The organism is Nocardia sp. Tas62D01, assembly GCF_055232035.1.
Genome location: NZ_JBUYUZ010000001.1, coordinates 3,332,535 through 3,352,761, shown reverse-complemented (window position 1 = coordinate 3,352,761; position 20,227 = coordinate 3,332,535). Strand labels below are relative to the sequence as shown.

General features: G+C 65.4%; 17 protein-coding genes. 9 read left to right on the top strand and 8 right to left on the bottom strand.

What is annotated here, in order from left to right:
• Positions 1-311 precede the first annotated feature (311 nt).
• From recF to dnaA, 3 genes are all read right to left on the bottom strand, one after another.
• Positions 312-1,598, bottom strand: coding sequence for a DNA replication/repair protein RecF (gene recF / locus ACV7NQ_RS16330; RefSeq protein ID WP_463360447.1), 1,287 nt, complete (start codon positions 1,596-1,598; stop codon positions 312-314).
• Positions 1,599-1,833: 235 nt separating this feature from the next.
• Positions 1,834-3,015, bottom strand: coding sequence for a DNA polymerase III subunit beta (gene dnaN / locus ACV7NQ_RS16325; protein WP_463360446.1), 1,182 nt, complete (start codon positions 3,013-3,015; stop codon positions 1,834-1,836).
• A gap of 871 nt (positions 3,016-3,886) precedes the next feature.
• The gene (gene dnaA / locus ACV7NQ_RS16320) at positions 3,887-5,962 is read right to left on the bottom strand and encodes a chromosomal replication initiator protein DnaA (protein ID WP_463360445.1); all 2,076 of its coding nucleotides are present in this window, start codon (positions 5,960-5,962) and stop codon (positions 3,887-3,889) included.
• 624 nt (positions 5,963-6,586) lie between these two features.
• On the opposite strand from dnaA, the gene rpmH reads away from it, so the two are divergent.
• The 9 genes from rpmH (at position 6,587) to ACV7NQ_RS16275 (ending at position 15,580) form a co-directional block, all read left to right on the top strand.
• A complete protein-coding gene (gene rpmH, locus ACV7NQ_RS16315; protein WP_209885332.1) occupies positions 6,587-6,730 on the top strand; it encodes a 50S ribosomal protein L34 in 144 nt (47 codons plus the stop codon).
• Between the two features lie 21 nt (positions 6,731-6,751).
• Entirely contained in the window at positions 6,752-7,198 is a 447-nt protein-coding gene (gene rnpA / locus ACV7NQ_RS16310) for a ribonuclease P protein component (protein WP_463360444.1), read from the top strand.
• On the top strand, positions 7,195-7,518 hold the full coding sequence (yidD, locus tag ACV7NQ_RS16305; protein ID WP_463360443.1) for a membrane protein insertion efficiency factor YidD: 324 nt from the start codon (positions 7,195-7,197) through the stop codon (positions 7,516-7,518). The genes rnpA and yidD overlap by 4 nt, the downstream gene beginning before the upstream one ends.
• 33 nt (positions 7,519-7,551) lie before the next feature.
• Positions 7,552-8,661, top strand: coding sequence for a membrane protein insertase YidC (gene yidC, locus ACV7NQ_RS16300; protein WP_463360442.1), 1,110 nt, complete (start codon positions 7,552-7,554; stop codon positions 8,659-8,661).
• A 98-nt stretch (positions 8,662-8,759) separates the two neighbouring features.
• Positions 8,760-9,335 carry a Jag family protein gene (locus ACV7NQ_RS16295; RefSeq protein WP_463360441.1) on the top strand — a complete coding sequence of 192 codons (576 nt, stop codon included), beginning with the start codon at positions 8,760-8,762 and terminating at the stop codon, positions 9,333-9,335.
• Positions 9,336-9,469: 134 nt separating this feature from the next.
• Positions 9,470-10,201 (top strand): 16S rRNA (guanine(527)-N(7))-methyltransferase RsmG, encoded by a 732-nt coding sequence (rsmG, locus tag ACV7NQ_RS16290; RefSeq protein WP_463360440.1) that lies wholly within the window; start codon positions 9,470-9,472, stop codon positions 10,199-10,201.
• 2,363 nt (positions 10,202-12,564) lie between these two features.
• The gene (locus ACV7NQ_RS16285) at positions 12,565-13,518 is read left to right on the top strand and encodes a ParA family protein (RefSeq protein ID WP_463365697.1); all 954 of its coding nucleotides are present in this window, start codon (positions 12,565-12,567) and stop codon (positions 13,516-13,518) included.
• A 69-nt stretch (positions 13,519-13,587) separates the two neighbouring features.
• Positions 13,588-14,616: a ParB/RepB/Spo0J family partition protein gene (locus tag ACV7NQ_RS16280; RefSeq protein ID WP_463360439.1), complete on the top strand. Its 1,029-nt coding sequence runs from the start codon at positions 13,588-13,590 to the stop codon at positions 14,614-14,616.
• Positions 14,617-14,848: 232 nt separating this feature from the next.
• The gene (locus tag ACV7NQ_RS16275) at positions 14,849-15,580 is read left to right on the top strand and encodes a GNAT family N-acetyltransferase (protein ID WP_463360438.1); all 732 of its coding nucleotides are present in this window, start codon (positions 14,849-14,851) and stop codon (positions 15,578-15,580) included.
• A gap of 82 nt (positions 15,581-15,662) precedes the next feature.
• On the opposite strand, the gene ACV7NQ_RS16270 is transcribed toward ACV7NQ_RS16275, so the two are convergent.
• The 5 genes from ACV7NQ_RS16270 to sigM form a co-directional block, all read right to left on the bottom strand.
• Positions 15,663-16,850 (bottom strand): N-acetylmuramoyl-L-alanine amidase, encoded by a 1,188-nt coding sequence (locus ACV7NQ_RS16270; RefSeq protein WP_463360437.1) that lies wholly within the window; start codon positions 16,848-16,850, stop codon positions 15,663-15,665.
• A gap of 183 nt (positions 16,851-17,033) precedes the next feature.
• Positions 17,034-17,366, bottom strand: coding sequence for a thioredoxin (gene trxA / locus ACV7NQ_RS16265; protein ID WP_463360436.1), 333 nt, complete (start codon positions 17,364-17,366; stop codon positions 17,034-17,036).
• Between the two features lie 32 nt (positions 17,367-17,398).
• Entirely contained in the window at positions 17,399-18,385 is a 987-nt protein-coding gene (gene trxB / locus ACV7NQ_RS16260; RefSeq protein WP_463360435.1) for a thioredoxin-disulfide reductase, read from the bottom strand.
• 98 nt (positions 18,386-18,483) lie between these two features.
• The gene (locus ACV7NQ_RS16255; protein ID WP_463360434.1) at positions 18,484-19,299 is read right to left on the bottom strand and encodes a hypothetical protein; all 816 of its coding nucleotides are present in this window, start codon (positions 19,297-19,299) and stop codon (positions 18,484-18,486) included.
• Positions 19,300-19,401: 102 nt separating this feature from the next.
• Entirely contained in the window at positions 19,402-19,962 is a 561-nt protein-coding gene (sigM, locus tag ACV7NQ_RS16250) for an RNA polymerase sigma factor SigM (RefSeq protein WP_463365696.1), read from the bottom strand.
• Positions 19,963-20,227 lie beyond the last annotated feature (265 nt).

The window sequence follows — 20,227 nt, the reverse complement described above, 5'->3', positions numbered from 1 at the left end:
CTGCACGGCAAAAGAATTCGCGACCGGACAGCCGAGGTACGGGTGTCGGTCACCACATTCCACGCCCAGCTCGGGCGTTTTCGCTCTGGTCGGACATTGGCTGACGCCGTCTGGAACCGGGTTCCGCCGGCCCGCGAAGCGGCTGACCGGGCCGAATTATCCACAGGTGTGGGTAGTCCGGCCGAGGTGTCCGTATCGGTGGCAGTGCCCCCGACGCATGGTCACTGTACGGGAGCCCTCCGACAGTCCTAGGGCACACATCAGCGCCCGCGATGCCCACGACGGCCGGCTCCCGAGCCAGCCGACTCGAGTCAATCTGTCGTGGGCTGACGGTCCGCGATGTCGTCGGCGTCGTCGACACCGCTCGCGGTCTCGGCCGACCGCGGCTCAGGCTGTTGCGCCGGTCCCGACCCGGCCGGGGGCTCCGCGATCCGGGAGGTACGTGCGTTCCCGCCGCCCGTAGTCTCGACTCGCAGCGGGACGGCCGCCAGTTCCGCGGGCACGTCCTCCGGCACCGCAGCGGTGATCAGCACCTGCTCGGCGCCCGCGGCAACGGCGGCAAGCGCGGCACGCCTGCGGCGGTCGAGTTCGGCGAAGACATCGTCGAGCAGCAGCACCGGTTCGGCGCCGGTGGCGCGCAACAGCTCGAACGCGGCCAGGCGCAGGGCCAGCGCGTACGACCACGATTCACCGTGGCTGGCGAACCCCTTGGCCGGCGCATCGCCGAGCATCAGCTCCAGCTCGTCGCGGTGCGGGCCGACCAGGCACACGCCGCGCTCCAGTTCCTTCGGACGCGCGGCCGCCAGTTCGCGCAGCATGATCGCCTCCAAAGCCTCGACGTCCTCTGGCAGCGGCTCGCGCGCCGGATCCAGGTACTCCGATGGCAGCGTGCCACTGCGGTAACCAATTGTGGCGGGCCGTGATTCGAGCGCGATCGAGGCGTATGCCTGGGTGAGATACGGGTGCAGGTCGTGCACGAGTCGCAACCGCTGGGCCAGCAGCTGCGCGGCATGCGTCGCAAGGTGCCCATCCCAGACATCCAGCGTGCTGAGCTCGGTGCCGGACTGGTCTCCGCGCGACCGTCCATGTCGCCCAGCGGTTTTCAGCAGTGCCGACCGCTGCCGCAGAACCCGGTCGTAGTCCGAACGGACCGCGGCCAGCCGTGGCAGCCGGGCTGTGCACAACTCGTCCATGAACCGCCGCCGCTCGCTGGGATCGCCACGGATCAGCGCGAGATCCTCCGGCGCGAACAGCACCGTCTGCAGGATGCCGAGGATTTCCCGTGGCCTGCGTACCGGCGAGCGGTTGATCTGTGCTCGATTCGCCGTGCCCTGGTTCAGTTCCAGATCGATCCGCAGTTCCCGACCGGCGTTGACCACGGTCGTGCCGATCCTGGCTCGCTCGGTTCCGAGCCGGATCAGTGGCGCATCGGCGGCGACCCGATGTGAGCCGAGGGTTGCCAGGTAGCCGATCGCCTCCAGCAGATTCGTCTTGCCGTTGCCGTTCGATCCCAGGAAAACCGTTCGGCCTGGGGATAATTCGAGTTCGGCGTGCTCCCAGGACCGAAAATCACGCAGCGACAACGCCCGGATGAACATCCGTCTACCCCACCTCGGTCATTGTTGTCGCTGGTAGGAGCGTCGGGGCCGACCGGGAGGGCGGGAACGCCGAAAACCTCGGCGCCCAATCACACACTGTGGAAAAACTGTGGATAGTAGACGACGGTGCGGGGTGCGTCGAGGCTGAATGCGGCTGTGGCCCTAGGGGGCTCGAAGCGTCCAGCACTTGATCACACCGCGCCGGAGCGCACGGCACCCGATCATGCACAGACGCTCAGCCCGGAAGCCGAACCGGCATCAACAGGTAGATGTACTCGCTGGCCAACGCGGCGAAGGCACCCGAGTCGAGCACCTCCGGCTCCTCGTCGGCGGCGGGCAGCAGCACGGCGGGTCGGCTCGGTGTGGTGAATCCGAACGTGACCCGCTCGGTGTGCAGCGCGGACAGCCCGTCGACGAGATAGCCGGGATTGAATGCGATGGTGAGGGATTCGCCGCGAAAGTCGGCTTCCAGCCACTCCTCCGCGCGCCCGGCGTCGTCGCCTCCGGCCGCGAGCAGCACGCCCTCGCTGGAGAACTCCAGACGCACCTGGGCGCCGCGCTCGGCGACCAGGGCGACGCGCTTGATGGCGTCGGTCAGTGTGGCCACCTGGAGGGTGGCGATGGAGGTGTGTTCCTTGGGTAGCAGCTGACGGAACTTGGGGAATTCGGCATCCAACAGCCTGGTCGTGGTCCGGCGTCCGGCATTCACGATGCCGAGCAGTCCATCGGAGCCAGATCCGGTGCCGGTGCCGAGTGAGAGCTGTACCGGGGCATCCGACGGGCCGAGTGTCTTGGCGGCCTCCGACAAGGTCCGGGCGGGGATGAGCACCGCGGTCTGGAGATCGGCGAGGGCGGGCTGCCATTCGATGTGCCGGACGGCGAGCCGGAACCGGTCGGTGGCCGCGAGCACGACCTTGGAGCCCTCGATCTCGACCCGGATACCGGTGAGCATCGGCAGCGTGTCGTCGCGGCCCGCGGCGACAGCGACCTGACCGACCGCGCCCGCGAATACCTCGACGCTCAATTCACCGGTCTGCTGCGGCACCTCGGGAAGCTGGGGATAGTCCTCCACTGGCATGGTCGGCAGCGAGAACTTCGCACTGCCACACGCGATCAGCACGCGAGTGCCGTCGACGGAGACATCGACCGGCTTGTTGGACAGCGCCTTGGTGATGTCGGCGAGCAGTCGACCCGACACCAGCACCTCGCCAGGACCGGCGACCTCGGCGGCGACCCGCATCTGTGCGGACACCTCGTAGTCGAAGCCGGAGACGGTGAGACCGCTGTCATCGGCGACCAGCAGCACGCCACCCAGTACCGGGACGGGAGGCCGGGACGGGAGGCTGCGAGCCACCCACGAAACGGATTCGGCGAAGTCTTCTCGAGCGACCCGAAACTTCATGCCTGCAAGCTCCATCGCCCGATCTGTCCTCTCCCGGCTTCGTGATCTATCTCGGCTCGTCAGTTCTCGAAAGGGGTGCTGAGTCAGCCGCCTCGAAAGTGTGGCACAGGCGACCGACACCAAACCGTAGCTCATCCGCCTCTCCGCGTACTCAGGCCATACCGGTAAGCGCCGCGAGATTCGCGTTCAGGTCCTACGTCGAGTGCCTGTCCGGCCTTTGGGCGTGCCCGGCGAGTTACCCATGTCCTCACCAGATCAGTTGATCGGTTGTCGACGACCGAGGCGTTGGGTGTCCTCCTCCTTGCCGATGCGGGCGAGTGGCTCCGGACGCACCGCTCCCAACTAACTTTCCACACACCCTGTTTTGAAGAGAGATTTCTAAGAAGAAGAACTGAAGTAGTAGTAGGCACTGTGGAATCTGTGGAGTGCGGCTGTATCCGCAGGTCCGGGGGCATGGTGCCGTGGGGATGGCCATCGGGTGACTCGAGGATGAACGGGAGGCGTCTGTGGAGGCTCCGAAGTTGTTCAGCATCCATCCTCGAGTGCTCCTCGAGTTGTTCCACCAGATTCACCCGGTTGTTCACACGTGTGCACCGATTCGTGGACTACTCGAGGATTCCTCGAGGACTCAACAAGTAATCCTCGAGTACTCAACAGCCATCCGACCGAGTGCGGTGCTGGTCAGTGCCTGTGCACAGGATCGGGTGTGGAGACTGTTGAAATCGCCCTGTTAGTCCCGCCGCCGGAGCCACTCCCCGAGCCTGTGCACCAACCGGTGCACAACTCGGAGATTACTCGAGGACTCCACAAGAATTCCTCGAGGATTCCACAACCCACAAAAAAGCACCGCCCCAGTTCAGGGGCGGTGCGAGGGTGTTAGTGCCGGTTAGCGCGAGCGCTGTTTAATCCGGGCTGTTAGTTCTTGGACCTGGTCGTAGACCCGCCGCCGCTCGGTCATCTCCTTGCGCACTTTTTTGTCCGCGTACATGACCGTGGTGTGGTCGCGGCCGAAGGCCTGCCCGATCTTCGGTAGCGAGAGATCGGTGAGCTCGCGGCACAGGTACATCGCGATCTGCCTGGCCTGAGCCAGTGGCCGCGCCTTGCCCGGCCCGGTGAGCTCCTCGAGCGTGGTGTTGAAGTACTCGGCGGTGACGGCCATGATCGTCGCCGCGTTGATCTCCAGGGCCGCGGTGTCGGGCATCAAGTCACGCAGCACCACCTCGGCCAGCGGCAGGTTCAGCGGCTGACCGTTCAGCGACGCGAATGCCGTCACCCGGATGAGCGCACCCTCCAGCTCGCGGATATTGCGCTCGACCCGGCCCGCTATCAGCTCCAGCACGTCGTGCGGCACGTCGAGACGGTCCATCCTGGCCTTCTTACGCAGGATCGCGATGCGCGTCTCCAGCTCAGGCGGCTGCACGTCGGTGATCAGACCCCACTCGAACCGCGTCCGCAGTCGTTCCTCCAGAGTGGCCAGCTGCTTGGGCGGTCGGTCGGACGAGACGACGATCTGCTTATTGGCGTTGTGCAGGGTGTTGAAGGTATGGAAGAACTCCTCCTGGATACCTTCCTTGCCCTCGATGAACTGGATGTCGTCGACCAGCAGGATGTCGGTCTCGCGGTAGCGGCGCTTGAAGGCGACCTTGCGGTCGTCGCGCAGGCTGTTGATGAAGTCGTTGGTGAACTCTTCGGTCGAGACGTACTTCACCCGCATGCCGGGAAACAGCCGCTGGGCGTAGTGCCCAGCCGCGTGTAGCAGATGGGTTTTACCCAAACCCGAAGCACCCCAAACGAATAGCGGATTGTAGGCGCGGGCGGGCGCCTCGGCGATCGCCACCGCGGCGGCGTGCGCGAAGCGGTTGGACGCGCCGATCACGAACGTCTCGAAGGTGTACTTCGCATTGAGGCTCGCCGAGGAGTTCGACTGGGCGGGGGTCTCCTGGGACTTGGTGAAGTAGGTCGGCCACGAGTTGCGGACATTGACGACGGGCTCGTCGTCGGCATGCTCGGGGCGCGAGTTGTCGGACATCTGCTCTCGCGGCAGCTGCTGACGCGACATGGGCTCGCGGACCGATTCGTGTGCCGCGGCAATCGCCGGATCCTCGCCGGGGCCCGTCTCACGCATCGGCGCTCGGGCCGGACCGCGGACCGGCTCGGGGGTGAACAGCGACTCCTGGCCGGGCGGCACGGAATCGCGGCGCGGCGGCATCCCGGATTCGCGCCGCGGCGCGGGCAGCACCTCTGGTGTCGGCGTGATCGGACCTTCCCCGCGCATGCCGTGGCCCGGGTAGTCGCCGCGGGTCGGATAGGTGTCGGTGGGGTACTCGCCGGTGGGGGTGTACTCGGAAGCGGGCAAGTACTCCTGCGACGGCGCGTATTCGGGTTCGTAGTCCGCGGCTTGGGCGTAGTCGTTCTGCGGCGGGGCGTAGTCGTTGGATGCGGGGGCGTAGTCGTTGGGCGCCTGCCTGTAGTCGTTAGACGCCGGAGCATAGCCGTTGGGCCCTGCCGCGTAATCGTTCTGCGGCGCGTACCGTGGCGCCTGGTAGTCGGCGCGGCCGGGATAGTCGGCTGACGGATATCCGGCAGGACCGCGTCCGCCATCCCTGCTTCGCTCGGGCCTGCTGGTCATCCTGACGTGTCGCGCCGAGTTGCCGGGACGTTCGGTGGGCTGGTTGGTCGGCGCGGCGATCCGGACGCCAAGACCTTCGACCTGGGGACCGAGGCGCCGGGCCAGCGATCGCAGGATGGGTTCGCGCAGATCGCGTTCGATGGCTTCCTGAGCCAGCGATGAGGGCACCGAGAGCAAGGCGAAGCCCTGGGCCACCGTCAGCGGCTTGACCAGTTTCAGCCAGGCCTGCTGTGCTCTGGATACCGCCGGGATGGCACCATCGGGTGAGCCGGTGGTGAGTTCGGCGACCACCTCGGGCCACACCGTGGCCAACACGTTCTGCTCGTCGTCCATGCAGTTTCCTCCCCGGAAGTAGGCGATAGGAGCAGACGGCCGGGGTACGTGGGCAGCTACCGGACAAGGTAGATTTGAGTGAACCCGCGTACGTCCGTTACCGGTTCGGACGCTGCCCGGATCCCCATCCCGGGCGGCGACGTGGCACCGTCGGCCCTACGAATATGCCACTCCAGGGGTCTTTCCACACAATTATCCACAGATGTGGAGAACTCTGGGGAAATGTGAAACGGGCTTGCATTTGCCCGTGACAAGGCCTGGACCTGCAGATGTACAGCAATCTTCTGGCTACATGGGCTGGCTGCCGAGGTTGTCCACGGCTAGGGGTGTGGACGAACTCACGGTGACGGCCCGAATGCGTCACCCGCTGTGCACAACGCGGACGGCCTGGGCTCGGACCGGTGCAGGTGGGCCGAGTTTGACCTGCTCCCGGCCGATCAGTACCCTCGTACAGTCACCCCTTGGTGCGGTGGCGGTCCTGTGCTGACCGTGTTCGGTGGAGCCAGACCTGTGCGCCAGGACCGACGCGCGCCGATGATGACCAGGTTTGCGATTCATCGCGAAATACGTAATACCCAAGCTTCGGGTGTCGACCGGCGCCCACCTACTCGAGGAGTGTTGACCGTGGCCAAGGGCAAGCGGACGTTCCAGCCGAACAACCGTCGTCGGGCGCGAGTTCACGGCTTCCGTCTCCGGATGCGGACCCGTGCGGGTCGCGCCATCGTTTCCGCGCGCCGCGGCAAGGGCCGCAAAACCCTCACCGCCTGATCCTCACTCTCGGACGCCCGGGTGTTGCCTGAGCCGTATCGGTTGCATCATCGTGCCGACTTCTCCCGGACGGTGCGCCGCGGCCAGCGAATCGGGAGGCGAGATCTGGTCGTACACGCGCTTGTGCACGGGTATGACGGAGTCGTGGGCGCGAGTGGACAACTTATCGATCCGGCAGGAGCCGGGTCGATGGTCCGCGTTGGCGGACCGCGCTTCGGATTGATTGTCAGTAAGGCGGTGGGCTCCGCGGTGGTTCGTCACCGGGTGGCCCGCCGCCTGCGTCATATGTGTGCCCGGGTGACCGCCGACCTGCCCGCCGAGACCGATATCGTAATCCGCGCGCTGCCCGGCGCTGCGGACGCCGACTCGGACGAGCTGCTGCGTCAGTTGCGTGGCGCGCTGCGCAAGCTCGGTGTCGCCCGCGAATCGACTGCCGCGAACAGCTCGAAATCGGATGGCTCGTCGTGAGTTTCACCGCGACCGTCACCCGACTGCCCGCCAACACAGTGATCTTTCTGATCGAGCTGTACCGGACCTACGTCTCCCCCACTCGCATGCCGGTGTGCCGTTTCACCCCGACCTGCAGTGAGTACGCCGTCACCGCGCTGCGCACCCGCGGACTGTTTGTCGGCCTCGTATTGACGGTCGTGCGCTTGGCCAAATGTGCACCCTGGCACCCTGGTGGGTGGGACCCCGTTCCGGAGCGCAGCCAGCGCCGACGGGACAAGGCAGCCGCCGACCCTGAGACGCCGGCACCACACGCTTGTAAGGATCACCGCGCGCGGTGATCGGCGACACGAACGACGGGAGTGCATAGAGCCGTGCTCGACTTCATTTATTATCCGGTGTCCTGGATCCTCTGGTTCTGGCATCGGCTCTTCGGGTTCGCGTTCGGCGCGGACAACGGACTCACCTGGGCGCTTGCCGTGGTGTTCCTGGTATTCACGCTCCGCCTGGTGCTCTACGTGCCATTCGTGAAGCAGGTCCGCACGACTCGGCAGATGCAGGAGCTGCAGCCGCAGATCAAGGAGCTGCAGAAAAAATACAAGAACGACCGCCAGAAGATGGCGGTCGAGATGCAGAAGCTGCAGAAGGACCACGGCTTCAACCCGGTGATGGGCTGCCTGCCGATTCTCGTCCAGGTGCCGGTGTTCCTCGGTCTGTTCCACGTGCTGCGTTCGTTCAACCGAACCGGTACCGGTATCGGCCAGCTGAGCATGTCGGCATACAACAATGCGCACACGCCGAGCTATGTATTCAGCGCCACCGACGTCCAGTCGTTCCTGAGCGCCCGAATCTTCGGCGCGCCAATCTCGGCGTACATCACAAGCCCGCCCAGCCAGCTGCAGGCGTTCGCCGACTACGGCGGCATGCCGACCAAGCTGAGCATCGCGCTGGTCTCGATTCCGTTGATGATCATCGCCGGCCTGGCAACGCACTTCAACGCCCGCGCCTCCACATCCCGCCAGACTCCCGAGGCGGCCGCCAACCCGCAGGCCGCGATGATGAACAAGCTTGCGCTATGGGTGTTCCCGCTCGGCGTGCTCGTCGGTGGTCCGTTCCTGCCGATCGCCATCCTGCTCTACTGGGTGTCCAACAATATCTGGACCTACGGGCAGCAGCACCTCGTCTTCGGCCGGATCGCCAAAGAAGAAGAAGAGAAGAAGCAGGCGAAGCTGGAACTGCGGGCGCAGAATGCGCCGAAGCCGGGCGCAAAGCCGGTCAGTACGAAGAAGAAGCAGCCGGTCGACGCCGCACCCGTCGATGCCGAGCCGGTCGACGCGGAGGCGAGCGAAAGCGGGCAGACGGACGCTCCCCCGTCGATGAACGGCACCGCGAAGCCCGCGGGCAGGACATCGGGCCAGCGTCGTTCGGGCGGTCAGAAGCGACCGGGCACACGAGGCCGGGCAAACCAGAAGCGCCGGCGCTGACAGCACCGTGTGCATTGGGAAGTGCTGAGCAACCCTGATCGCGAACCCGTCCGGCGTCGGTCGCCGGGCCCGCGCGATAAGCAGATGAAGGAAATCAAATGACTGTTGAAACCGACGGAGGGGACGCCACTGTGGCGACGACGACGATGGTGAACACCGCGGCGGATGAACCGGACCCTGTAGCGGAACCTGGCGATGCCGAGAGCGATGCCGAAGAAGCCCTGATCGAAGAGGGCGAGATCGCGGGCGACTACCTGGAGCAATTGCTCGATGTGCTCGACTTCGACGGTGACATCGACCTCGACGTCGAGGGTGACCGCGCCATCGTCAGCATCGACGGCGGCCGCGATCTCTCGAAGTTGGTCGGGCGTAACGGTGAGGTGCTCGACGCACTGCAGGAGCTGACCCGCCTGGCCGTGCAGCAGACCACCGGCGTGCGTAGCAGGCTGATGCTGGATGTGGCCGGCTGGCGCGCCCAGCGTCGCTCCGAGTTGAGCGCGCTGGGTACCGCCGCCGCGCAGCGGGTGCTCGAGTCGGGCGCGCCGGAGCCGTTGGCGCCTATGACTCCGTTCGAGCGGAAGATCGTGCACGACGCGGTCGCCGCCGTCGACGGTGTCAGCAGCGAGAGCGAGGGCGTGGAGCCGACCCGGCACGTGGTCGTGGTGCCGTCGTGAACTCTGCTCCGGGACGCCATGTTTGGTGACCGGATGAGCAATGGTTGGATAGGGCCGCTGGTCTTCGGATCAGCGGCCTTTTTCTGTCCGGTCCCTGATCGCCCTGCCGCCCCATCGACTCTCAGCTCGGAAGGATGTTTCACGTGGAACGAGATCTGGGTGGAACCACCGCTCTGCCGCCCGAGCTGGATCCGCCCGCGTCCGCCGCGATGGTGTTCGGCGACAGGCTCGATCTCGCGCGACGCTATTGCGCCGCACTAGCCACCGCTGGCGTGGAGCGCGGCCTGATCGGTCCGCGTGAGGTGCCGCGGTTGTGGGACCGGCACATCCTCAATTGCGCGGTGCTCGGTGAATTGATCGCCGAGGGTGCGACCGTCGTCGATATCGGCAGCGGCGCCGGGCTGCCCGGAATCCCTCTGGCGATCGCGCGCCCCGACCTCCGGATCACTTTGGTCGAACCGCTGCTGCGTCGCACGATCTTCCTCAGCGAGTTCATCGAAGCGGCGGGACTCGAGGTCACCGTGGTGCGCGGGCGGGCCGAGCAGTCGGGCGTGATGAAGGAAGCGGGCGGCGCCGATGTCGTGACCTCTCGCGCGGTCGCTCCGCTCGCGAAGCTGGCCCAGTGGTCACTCCCCCTGTTGCGCGATCACGGCCGAATGCTCGCGCTGAAGGGAGTCAGCGCCGCCGAGGAACTGAAGCGTGACAGTGATGCCTTGGCACGCGCTGGCACGGGCAATGCCAGGGTGCTCGAGTGCGGAGCCGGTGTCGTCTCCACGCCGACATTGGTGATCAGTGCCGAGCGACTGGCCCGGGCCGAGCGCGCACCCCGACGATCCGCCCGGCAGTCCCGGAAGGCCGAGTCGTAGGACCGAATCCACGACGATGTTTCATGTGAAACTTCGTCGGCGGTGTTCGAGCGGGCGGGGCGGTGTCTCGGCGGCTACGTCACAGACGACGGTCTGGCGTTTGACCGCTGCCGAGTCGGCTGCTGCTGCCCGATCGAACTGGCACTCCTGTCGTGCCCCAGTGAGGTTGCGGTCGGAGGTTGAGGAATCTCGACCCCGCGGATCGAGTCAGTGCTTGTGTCAGGTTGGCGAGCCGGTGTCGGCGGATCGAGTCAGCGACCGTGTCGGGCTGATTGACTGCCTGCCCATGGGTATGAGCAAGTGCCTGTCATGTGCTGAGGTGGGCATGTCTGTCCGACGGGTTTGAGTGCGGACTTGTGTCCCGCCGAAGGATTGGGGGTGTCAGTGGATCGAGTCGATGCCAGCGCAGACGGCTTGTGTCCCGCGGATTGAGTGGCTTGCCTTCTGTGGGTCCCGCGGGTCTGTTCTAGCGAAGGATCGCGCAGGCGTCTGCCGGCCGTGCGAGCGCCTAGGACGAGCCGGTCGATCATGTGCTTCTGGGACTGTGTGAACTCAGCGTCGGTCGAGTTGTTCTGCCGACAGGACCGTCGCGTGTCGGTGGACCTGGAAGGTGCGTGGGTCGGACTAGAGCGTCTGCCTCGGTATGGCGTGAGCTTCTTGTGTTGGACTGAGCTCGGGTGTCGCCGGTTGGCGCGAGTACGAGTTGACCAGTCATGTTCGAGGCATCTGCCCTGCCGATGGAGGGAGCGTCCGGATGGGGTGAGTGGTGCGGACCGCGCCGCGCCTGGGTGAGTTCGGGCAACTGTGCTGGGGAGGGCGTAGCCATCTCGTATGGGTGTGATGGGCCAACTGGCGGATCTTCGTGTATCTGCGGACCGAGCGGCGCGTGGTCGAGTGTCGGGTTCGGGAATAGTTGGCGAGTGAGTTGCGAAGTCCGGATGTAGATGGCGGGGTTCGGGTGTTCGTCTCGGTTGTTCGGCGGACGGGAGTTGGTGGGGCACAGTCGCCCTGTCCAGCGCTGCGCGGCGGTCAGGCGTGGTCGTGGGCGCTCCGTCGGCCGTTAACGAAGGCGATGATCTCATCGAGGCCGGGCCGATATCCGGATGAGTGGTGTCGACGTCGATCGACGCTGCGCCGATCGAGACTCGGTCGAACGTCTGAGCAGATGGAACCGGCGTCTTCGATTGTGGGTCCGAATGTGCTCGCCGCAACAGATTGCCGGGGTGGCGCTGGTTGATACTGGCTGCGGCCATCTTTCGGTCGACGATGCAGTGCACGATGCGGATGTCGGCGAGGTCGGCCAGCGGTTCCAGCCCCGGACGCCACAGACGATCTTGGAATGCTGCTTCCGCCACCGTGGTGGCACCGGCTGTCAGCAGCAGTTTCATTGACTCCGAAAATGCTGGCAGTGTCTGGAGATTCAGCTCGTCATTCTCCTCGGGCGTGTATCCAGGTGTCCCGTGCACCATGCCTTCCTTGATCTCGTCGCGGCAGATTGCCGGGCACCCCACCGGGACGGGCGATGACATGCGCCAGCGTGGTCCTACCGGCCCCGGGTGGACCACGGACGACAACGAGGGCACCTGCGCAGTTATAGGTGGTCGGGTAGACAGATGCAGGAATTCCGCGGCGCGATCTGGAACAGCCAGCGCATCGAAAAGCGGTTTGAGACACCACAGCTCGCCACATGAGGCCGGATGGCTCTGCGGCCCACGTCCGGCTGCAAATGTCGAACCGCTGGACAGAGGACACGTCGACGTCATCAAAAGTTGGAACGGACACAGGGCACACGGGCGGCGGCTCCGCGCCAGCGCTGAGCGCCTTGTATCGGACTGGGTCGGTTCAGTCGACGGATCGGACGAGCGCCACTGGACTGAGCAGGTGTCGGCGTCGGGCTGGGTGAGCATGTGCTGGGTGAGCATGTGTTGGACCAGGTGGCACTGGATCTTTTGCTCCGCGGGTCGTCTGGAAGATCGGATTCGATGCGACGTTTCCCGTGAAACATCGTCCGTGGCGTTCGAAATATCGGCTGCGCAACGGAGAATCGCCGCAGATTTGCGTGTCATGTGCGCGTTGCCGCGATTCAGCTTTCTTATCTTGCTCAGTGCTGGCAAGCTAATGATCGTCGGGCGTGAGCGTTGGTGCCACGAAGGGATTGTGGTTGTCACAGCGGCGAGAGCTCCGCTCGGTCGATCGGGCGCCGCGGACCCGAATGAGCATCATGTTCGATCCGACACACCTGTTTGATGACACGGCGCCGACGCTCGTCGGCGGCACGTGATCTGAAGTTCTCGGGTTAGGAGCTGTCTATGTCGAGCGGTCCGACGAATGTTTCACGGGAAACTACGTCGCGTGTGCCGGGGATGCTGGACTCCAGCAACCTCGACGCGGAGGCATTTGGAAGCACACCGTTCGGGCATATCTCCCCCAGTGAGACCCCGATCGCAGCCGAAGCGCAACGCGCCAGCCAGATATTGCATCCAGGAAAGGTGACAGTGCCGAAACCGCACGAGCAACGCATCATCACCATCGCTAATCAGAAGGGCGGCGTCGGTAAGACGACAACAGCGGTCAACCTCGCGGCTGCCCTGGCGCATCAAGGGATGACGGTTCTCGTGATCGACCTGGACCCCCAGGGCAATGCCAGTACCGCCCTTGGGGTCGAGCATCACTCGGGTGTGCCGTCCAGTTACGAAGTCCTCATCGGCGAGATCTCCGTCAAGGACGCGATCCAGCAGAGCCCGCACAGCGAGCGGCTGCTGTGCATTCCGGCCACCATCGATCTGGCTGGCGCCGAGATCGAACTGGTATCGATGGTAGCCAGGGAGGGGCGGCTCAAGGCGGCCATCCAGGAGACGAATATCGCCGGGTACGACATCGACTACGTGATGATCGACTGCCCGCCATCGCTGGGCTTGCTGACCGTCAACGCGCTCGTCGCGGCCAAGGAGGTGCTGATCCCGATCCAGTGCGAGTACTACGCGCTGGAGGGTGTGGGTCAGTTGCTCCGCAATATTGGTCTGGTGCAGGCGCACCTGAATCCCGAACTGCACATCTCGACCGTGGTCCTCACGATGTACGACGGTCGGACCAAGCTGGCCGACCAGGTCGCCGAGGAGGTGCGCGGTCACTTCGGTGATGTGGTGCTGCGCTCGGTGATCCCGCGCAGTGTGAAGGTCTCCGAAGCGCCGGGCTACGGCATGACGGTGCTCGATTATGATCCAGGCTCCCGGGGTGCGATGAGCTATCTCGATGCCGGGCGCGAGATGGCGGCGCGTTCGGTGCCGCGGCGTGCTGTAGCAGAAGGCGCGGAGTGACCCGAAGCGATTGCACTCGGAGCGGTTGGACTTGGCGTGGTGGCGAACAGGGAAGGGGTCGGTAGACCGATGACTCAGGCGAAGAAGGGTGGACTAGGACGCGGTCTTGCCGCGTTGATCCCGACAGGCCCCGTGGCCACACCGGGTCTCGGCAGTGCCGCAGCGAATGTGGTCATCGGCCTCGATCCGATCGGCCCGCAGCCCGCGTCCGCGTTCCTGCACCGGGTTCCCGACCCGAGCTCGGCCACGCAACAGGACGAGGAACTCTCCTCCCCCGGCGGTGCGATCTATCGCGAGATCGACCCGGAGCTGATCGAGCCCAATCCGAAGCAGCCGCGGCAGGTCTTCGAGGAGGAGGCGCTCGCCGAACTGGTGCACTCCATCCGTGAGTTCGGTCTGATGCAGCCCATCGTGGTGCGTAGGGTCGACCCCGAGGTGGACCGGTATCAGATCGTCATGGGTGAGCGGCGCTGGCGGGCCTGCCAGGAGGCGGGCCTGGCCACGATTCCGGCGATCGTTCGGGAGACCGCCGACGAGTCGATGCTGCGCGATGCCCTGCTGGAGAACATCCACCGGGTGCAGCTCAATCCGCTGGAAGAGGCGGCCGCCTATCAGCAGCTGCTTGAAGAATTCGATGTCACCCATGAGGAACTGGCATCGCGGATCGGTCGATCCCGACCAGTCGTGACGAACATGATCCGCCTTTTGAAGCTGCCGATCCCGGTGCAGCGGCGGGTGGCGGCAGGTGTGCTGTCCGCCGGACACGCTCGTGCGCTGCTCGGTCTCGAGGCCGGGGCGGATGCGCAGGAGGTGCTCGCCGCCCGCATCGTCGCCGAGGGACTATCCGTCCGAGCGACCGAAGAGGCCGTCACTCTGGCCAACCGGAATCCGGACGCGGCGGCTCCCCCCACTCCCCGGCGCAAGCCGATTCATATGCCGGGTCTGCAGGATGTGGCCGAGCGGTTGTCGGAATCTTTCGACACTCGGGTCACAGTGAGTCTCGGCAAGCGCAAGGGCAAGATCGTCGTCGAGTTCGGCTCGGTCGAGGATCTCGAACGCATCGTCGGCATGATGGAGCAACAGCAGCTCGGCATGTGACGAAAATCGCAAAAATAGCCCTGGGTTCTCGACAGGTAGGGGCCTGGCGCCGAAACGTCACAGTGACGGTGCCCCATCATAGGACCTCGGCGAACCGGCTCAGGGCACCTGACCAACAGCACAGTGACGTGGAATGAGGCGGGATCTCGTTGATCGCTTATTCTTGCTGGCGAGCAAGTACTGATGCGGCGTGAGCGTGGATGAATCGGACAGCTGGAGGCTGAGTAGAGCGGTGTCGACCAGCGTCACAGCACTTACCCTGGGTGGACTCGACAAACTCCCCACACACGCCAGGCGCTGTGTGTTCTGGGAGATCGATCCAGCCGTCGCCGAGAACTCCCGGGAGTTCAGCGATCCGGTCTTCGAAAAGGAGGCATGGCTCTCGACGGTGATGCTGGAATGGGGTTCGTGCGGACAGGTCGCCAATGTGAACGGCAACGTGGCGGGCTGTGCCCTGTATTCGCCACCGAGCGCCGTTCCGCGGGCTGCCCTCTTCCCCACATCGCCGGTAAGCCCGGACGCGGTCCTGCTGACCACGCTGAGCGCCGAATTCCCCTACCAGGACAATGAGATAGCCCACCGGCTCATATCGGCCGTGGTGGCGGATCTGGTGCGTCGTGGTGTGCGCGCGCTGGAAGCCTTCGGCATCCGCACCGATCCGCCGACCAAGGCGATGTCGGATCGGTTGATGGGGTCGATGACACTGATGGAACGCATCGGCTCACCGGCCCGGGACGCAGCCTCGGCCAGCTCGGCCACACGGTGCTCGCCGGAAACCTGCATGATCGACGCGGACTTCCTGGAGGACGTCGGTTTCGAGGTGGTTGCGCCGCATCACCGGTTCCCGCGGCTACGGCTGGAGCTGAACTCCGACCATGGCTGGAAGGAAGACGTCGAACGGGCGCTCGATCAGTTGCTCGCCGCCGCGTCGCTGACGGTCCCCTTCCGCGTCGGGGCGCCCTGAGAGCCGCTGAGGCACCGAACGAAGTGAGCCCCTGCTGACAACTATCGGCAGGGGCCTCGCTCATTGATTGGTGTAATCGCCACTATACGCGGTCGGCGGCAGCCAGTTCTTCGGCTAGCAGTTCCGCAAAAGTGTATGTGCCCGTGGGCTGGTCGTCCTGTCCGAGCAGGTATAGCCGCTTCACCGAGATCAGGATGGCCTCGGCGATCACATCGCGCATCCTCGGATTGGTGAGCACCGTCGCGTCGTATTCATTGGTGAGATAACCGATGTCGACCTGTACCGTCGGCATCTTGGTCAGCCGCAGCAGATCCCAGGTGCGGGCGTGAGTTCGACAGTCCTGCAACGAAGTTCGCGCGACGACCTCACGCTGGATGAACCCGGCCAGCACCTGACCGATCATCGACGCAGAGCCATGTGAGTTCCCGAAATGGAAGCTCGCAACGCCCTTTGCCGACCGGCTCGGGTTGGTCGCGCAGCGCAGCGAGATCATCAGATCAGCGTCGAACGCGTTGGAGGTGTCGGCCCGTTCGGCGTCGGTCGGGTTGGCGCCCCACGGCCGCGACAGAAAGGTCTCCATGCCGGTGGCCGCCATGCGACCCTCCAGCCGGTTGGCCAGATCCCAGAGGATCTCCGACTCGTAGACGTCGCCATACTCGGTGGGCACCGGATGGCCCTTGTCGGGGCCGCCGAGGCCAGGATCGATGACGATCCGCTTGCCGGTGAGCTGGGGTCCGGCCCGATGCACCACTTCTTCCTCGGCGATCCGGTGCGGATTGCCGCCGGTGACGCGCGCACCGAGCAGTTCCAGCGAACGCAGCGTGTCCGGCCCACAGATACCGTCGGCCGCCAGCCCGATCTCCCGCTGGAACGCGGTCAGACCCTCGTGAGTGTGCGGCCCGAAGTACCCGTCGACCCGGTGCACATAGAAACCGAGGTCCTGCAGCCTGCGCTGCAGCGTCGCCACATCGTCACCGTAGAGGGGCGCGGACAGCTGATAGATCAGCGTGCGCGCACCGAGGCGGTAGGAGGCCTCTTTGAGGGCTCGATAGGTGGCCGGACCGACGACACCATCCACGAGGAGGCCGCGATGCTGTTGGAACGCGCGAACGGCCGAATCCAGCTGACGGTCGAAGGAGGCGTCGGTGTCCTTCCAATACTCGCGCGCATCGGGGCCGACGGCGTGAGTGTGCAGAAACCCGAGACTTGCCAGGGTGCTCCGAACCTCGGCGACGGCTGGACCGGTGTCGCCGTGACGAAGTCGGTGCATGCGTGAGAGCCCTTTCCTTCCGTCAACCCGGGTACCCACTCATGCGTCGGCTACACCCTTCGCACGACCGGAGGTCGGTCGATTGTTTCAGACCCGGACGGGAATTCGGCAATTCCCGAGTCCAGGCATCCTACGGCGCGTCATTGGATCATGGTGTCCTTTGGCACCTTCGGCTTCAGAGCGTTAGATGACGCCTTCGAGTTCGCGCAACAGGGCGGCTTTGCCCTTCGCTCCAACGATCTGCTTGACCGGCTTTCCACCGGAAAACAGCATCATAGTTGGCAGCGAAAGGATCTGATAATCGCGGGCGGTACCCGGGTTGGCGTCCACGTCCAGCTTGGCGACGGTCAGCTTGTCCGCGTGCGTACCGGCGATCTCCTCCAGCACCGGGGCGACCATCTTGCACGGACCGCACCAATCGGCCCAGAAGTCCACGAGCACGGGCTTTTCGCTCAACAGCACGTCATCGGCGAAGGACGCGTCGGTGACGATGACCGTGTTGGCACTCTTGGACATGGTTCTCTCCTCGGGATGGAAAACTGACGAAATCAGCTGGCGGGCACGGTAACCGGGCTGCCGGCGTGGTCCAGGGTGTTGGCGGTGATGTCGCCCTGGTCGGCCAGCCAGCGCTCGGCGTCGATCGCCGCGCGGCAGCCGGTGCCTGCGGCGGTGACCGCCTGCCGGTACGTGTGGTCGACCAGGTCGCCCGCGGCGTACACGCCGGGCACCTCGGTGGCGGTCGAGGGATGCAGCACCTGCACGTAGCCCTCGTCGTCCAATTCCACCTGACCTCGCACCAGCTCGCTGCGCGGATCGTGGCCGATCGCGACGAACAGGCCGGTCGCGGCCAGCTCCGAGGTCTCGCCGGTGCGGGTATCGCGCAGCGTCAGACTGGTCACACTGGTGTCGCCGTTGACCGCGGCGACCTCCGCGTTGAGCACGAACTTGATCTTCTGGTTGGCCTTGGCCCGCTCCAGCATGATGCGCGAGGCACGGAACTTCTCGCGGCGGTGCACGATGGTGACGCTGGCGGCGAACTTGGTCAGGAAGGTGGCTTCCTCCATCGCGGAGTCGCCGCCGCCGACCACGACGATGTCCTGGCCCTTGAAGAAGAAGCCGTCGCAGGTCGCACAGGCGCTGACGCCGCGGCCGAGCAGCTTCTGCTCACCGGGGACGTTGAGGTAGCGCGCGGCCGAACCCATGGCGAGGATCACGGCGTAGGCATGGTGCGTCTCGCCGCCGACGGTGACGGTCTTGACCGGCCCGCTCAAGTCGATCGCGTCCACGTCCTCGGTGCGGATATCGGTGCCGAACCGCTTGGCCTGCTCGCGCATCTCCTCCATCAGGTCCGGGCCCATGATGCCGTCGCGGAAGCCGGGGAAGTTCTCGACCTCGGTGGTCGTCATCAGCGCGCCACCGAACTGAGTTCCCTCGAACAGAAGCGGCTGGAGCTCGGCACGGGCCGCATAGATGGCGGCGGTGTAGCCGGCGGGTCCGGAGCCGACGATGATCAAGTCGCGAACTGGCGTGCTCATGGGGCCCTTTCGAGGGAGAAATCTAGGGACGTGTCGGTCAACAACAGCCTAAACGTTGTTGTTCCCGAGGTGCGGTTGCGGCCGGGCCGCCCGCGCGGTCAGCCGATGTCGGTGAGGGCGAGTTGTTGCGGATCGTCGGTGGTGCAACCGATTCCGACGACCAGCGCGGAGATCTTGTGCGGGCGGGGGCCGGTGAGCAGGATCAAGACCGCGTCCTTGCCCTGGAAGGTGGTGTTGGTCGAGCCGAGCACGGTGCGATCGAGGCCGTTGGCATGCACACAGCGGTTGAGGGCCGTCGGGCTGCCCAACGAGCCGGAGACGTCGTTGCGGCCGAGCGCGCTGAGCGCCACGGTGGCATTCAGTTCATCGCCCAACTCGACATTGCCGGTGGTCGGCTGGGCGGTGGGAGCGACCTCGTGGCTGCGCTGGGTTTCCACCGCGACCGTGGCGCAGGTGACCACCGCGACCGCGGCCGCAGCAGCGGCGAGCCAGCGGAGTCTGCGGCGGCGGCGATCGTCGAGCGAGATCGGCGATGCCGAGGCGGGTGGTTCCTGGTCTGCTGTCGGTTCGGTCGCCGAAAGCATTGGGGTGTCGGAAGATTCGGCGGCGAACGGCAACCGGTGGGCGGTGGCCGCCCGTTCGGTGGGGTCCTCGGTCGGTTCGAATCCGCCGATGAACTGCTCCAGTCGGGCCGCCACGTCATCGGGCATCGAATGGAGGATGCGGTCATCACGGCCCAGAGTGCGCAACTGCGCGCTGACCTCGTCGAGCGAATGCAGAAACCGCAGCGCGTCCGGATCGTGCCGAACCGCGGGCCACAGCTGCTCCCCGACCTCCGGTGCCACATTGTCGGCGTGCAGATCGGCGAGCAATTCGGCCGAGAACGGAGGCTGCGGAACGGACCGGGTCGCCATTGCACCTCCGTCTTCTCGTCTGACATCGCGGGGATCCCACCGCAGTACGGGGGACAGCTGTACATCGTTTAATGGTTCGTCACTGTTAATGACGCATCTCGACTACTTCCGGTTCCCCGGATCTCGCAGAAATTCCAAACGCTCTTGCAGACGCTGCCGGGCACGCGCACACCGGCTCTTGATAGTGCCCTCCGGAACGCCGAGCATCGCGGACGCTTCCGCCACGCTATACCCCTCGAGGTCGATCGCGACGAGCGCCGTCCGCTGATCCGGTGGCAGCGAGAACAGGGCACGGTCTATGACCAGCGACATCTCCAATTCGCCGTACTCGTCCCGGTCATCACGCGGTTCGGGCATCGTCTCGGGCGACAGGGAGATCGCGCGACGGGTCTTGTTGCGCCGGATCCGGTCCAGGCAGGCATTGACCACGATTGCGTGCAGCCAGCTGCGCACCTCGGCCTCGGCGCGGAACGAGGCGGCCGTGCGGTGTGCGGACAGCAACGCGTCCTGCAGGGAGTCGGCCGCGTCCTCGCGCGTGTAGGACGTGCGCAGTGCGGTCTGCCAGAGATGATCGTTATGCCTGCGCAGCAGCTCCGCGAAGGCCTGCCGCTGGCCGCGCACGTGCGCGCGGAGCAATTCGACGTCGGTGAGCTCGTCGGGCATGAACGAGCGCTCGCGGTACGCGACCGGCCGCGATCTCCCCCCACGGGAATCCTCGTTCAGTTCGGACAAAAAGGCCAACCCCTTGGACGGCGCTCACGGCAAACGGACACGGACGACCGTCACCGAAGATTTCGCAGCATCCAGGATTGAAACACCAGAACCCGGGAAGCTCCCCTGCTGAGAACGCGGAGTAGATCATATCGTCAGTAACGATTCGGCAGCAACCAGACCGATCGGGGCGAGGTGCCGAACGTGCGCGCGTGGA

Excerpts from the sequence above, each read along its gene's own strand:
- ACV7NQ_RS16280 (WP_463360439.1), top strand. The coding sequence starts at position 13,588 with ATGACTCAGGCGAAGAAGGGTGGACTAGGACGCGGTCTTGCCGCGTTG.
- sigM (WP_463365696.1), bottom strand. The coding sequence starts at position 19,962 with ATGCCCGACGAGCTCACCGACGTCGAATTGCTCCGCGCGCACGTGCGC.
- dnaA (WP_463360445.1), bottom strand. The coding sequence starts at position 5,962 with ATGGACGACGAGCAGAACGTGTTGGCCACGGTGTGGCCCGAGGTGGTC.
- trxB (WP_463360435.1), bottom strand. The coding sequence starts at position 18,385 with ATGAGCACGCCAGTTCGCGACTTGATCATCGTCGGCTCCGGACCCGCC.
- trxA (WP_463360436.1), bottom strand. The coding sequence starts at position 17,366 with ATGTCCAAGAGTGCCAACACGGTCATCGTCACCGACGCGTCCTTCGCC.
- ACV7NQ_RS16285 (WP_463365697.1), top strand. The coding sequence starts at position 12,565 with ATGCTGGACTCCAGCAACCTCGACGCGGAGGCATTTGGAAGCACACCG.
- ACV7NQ_RS16295 (WP_463360441.1), top strand. The coding sequence starts at position 8,760 with ATGACTGTTGAAACCGACGGAGGGGACGCCACTGTGGCGACGACGACG.
- dnaN (WP_463360446.1), bottom strand. The coding sequence starts at position 3,015 with ATGGAGCTTGCAGGCATGAAGTTTCGGGTCGCTCGAGAAGACTTCGCC.
- rsmG (WP_463360440.1), top strand. The coding sequence starts at position 9,470 with ATGTTTCACGTGGAACGAGATCTGGGTGGAACCACCGCTCTGCCGCCC.
- ACV7NQ_RS16270 (WP_463360437.1), bottom strand. The coding sequence starts at position 16,850 with ATGCACCGACTTCGTCACGGCGACACCGGTCCAGCCGTCGCCGAGGTT.
- recF (WP_463360447.1), bottom strand. The coding sequence starts at position 1,598 with ATGTTCATCCGGGCGTTGTCGCTGCGTGATTTTCGGTCCTGGGAGCAC.
- ACV7NQ_RS16255 (WP_463360434.1), bottom strand. The coding sequence starts at position 19,299 with ATGGCGACCCGGTCCGTTCCGCAGCCTCCGTTCTCGGCCGAATTGCTC.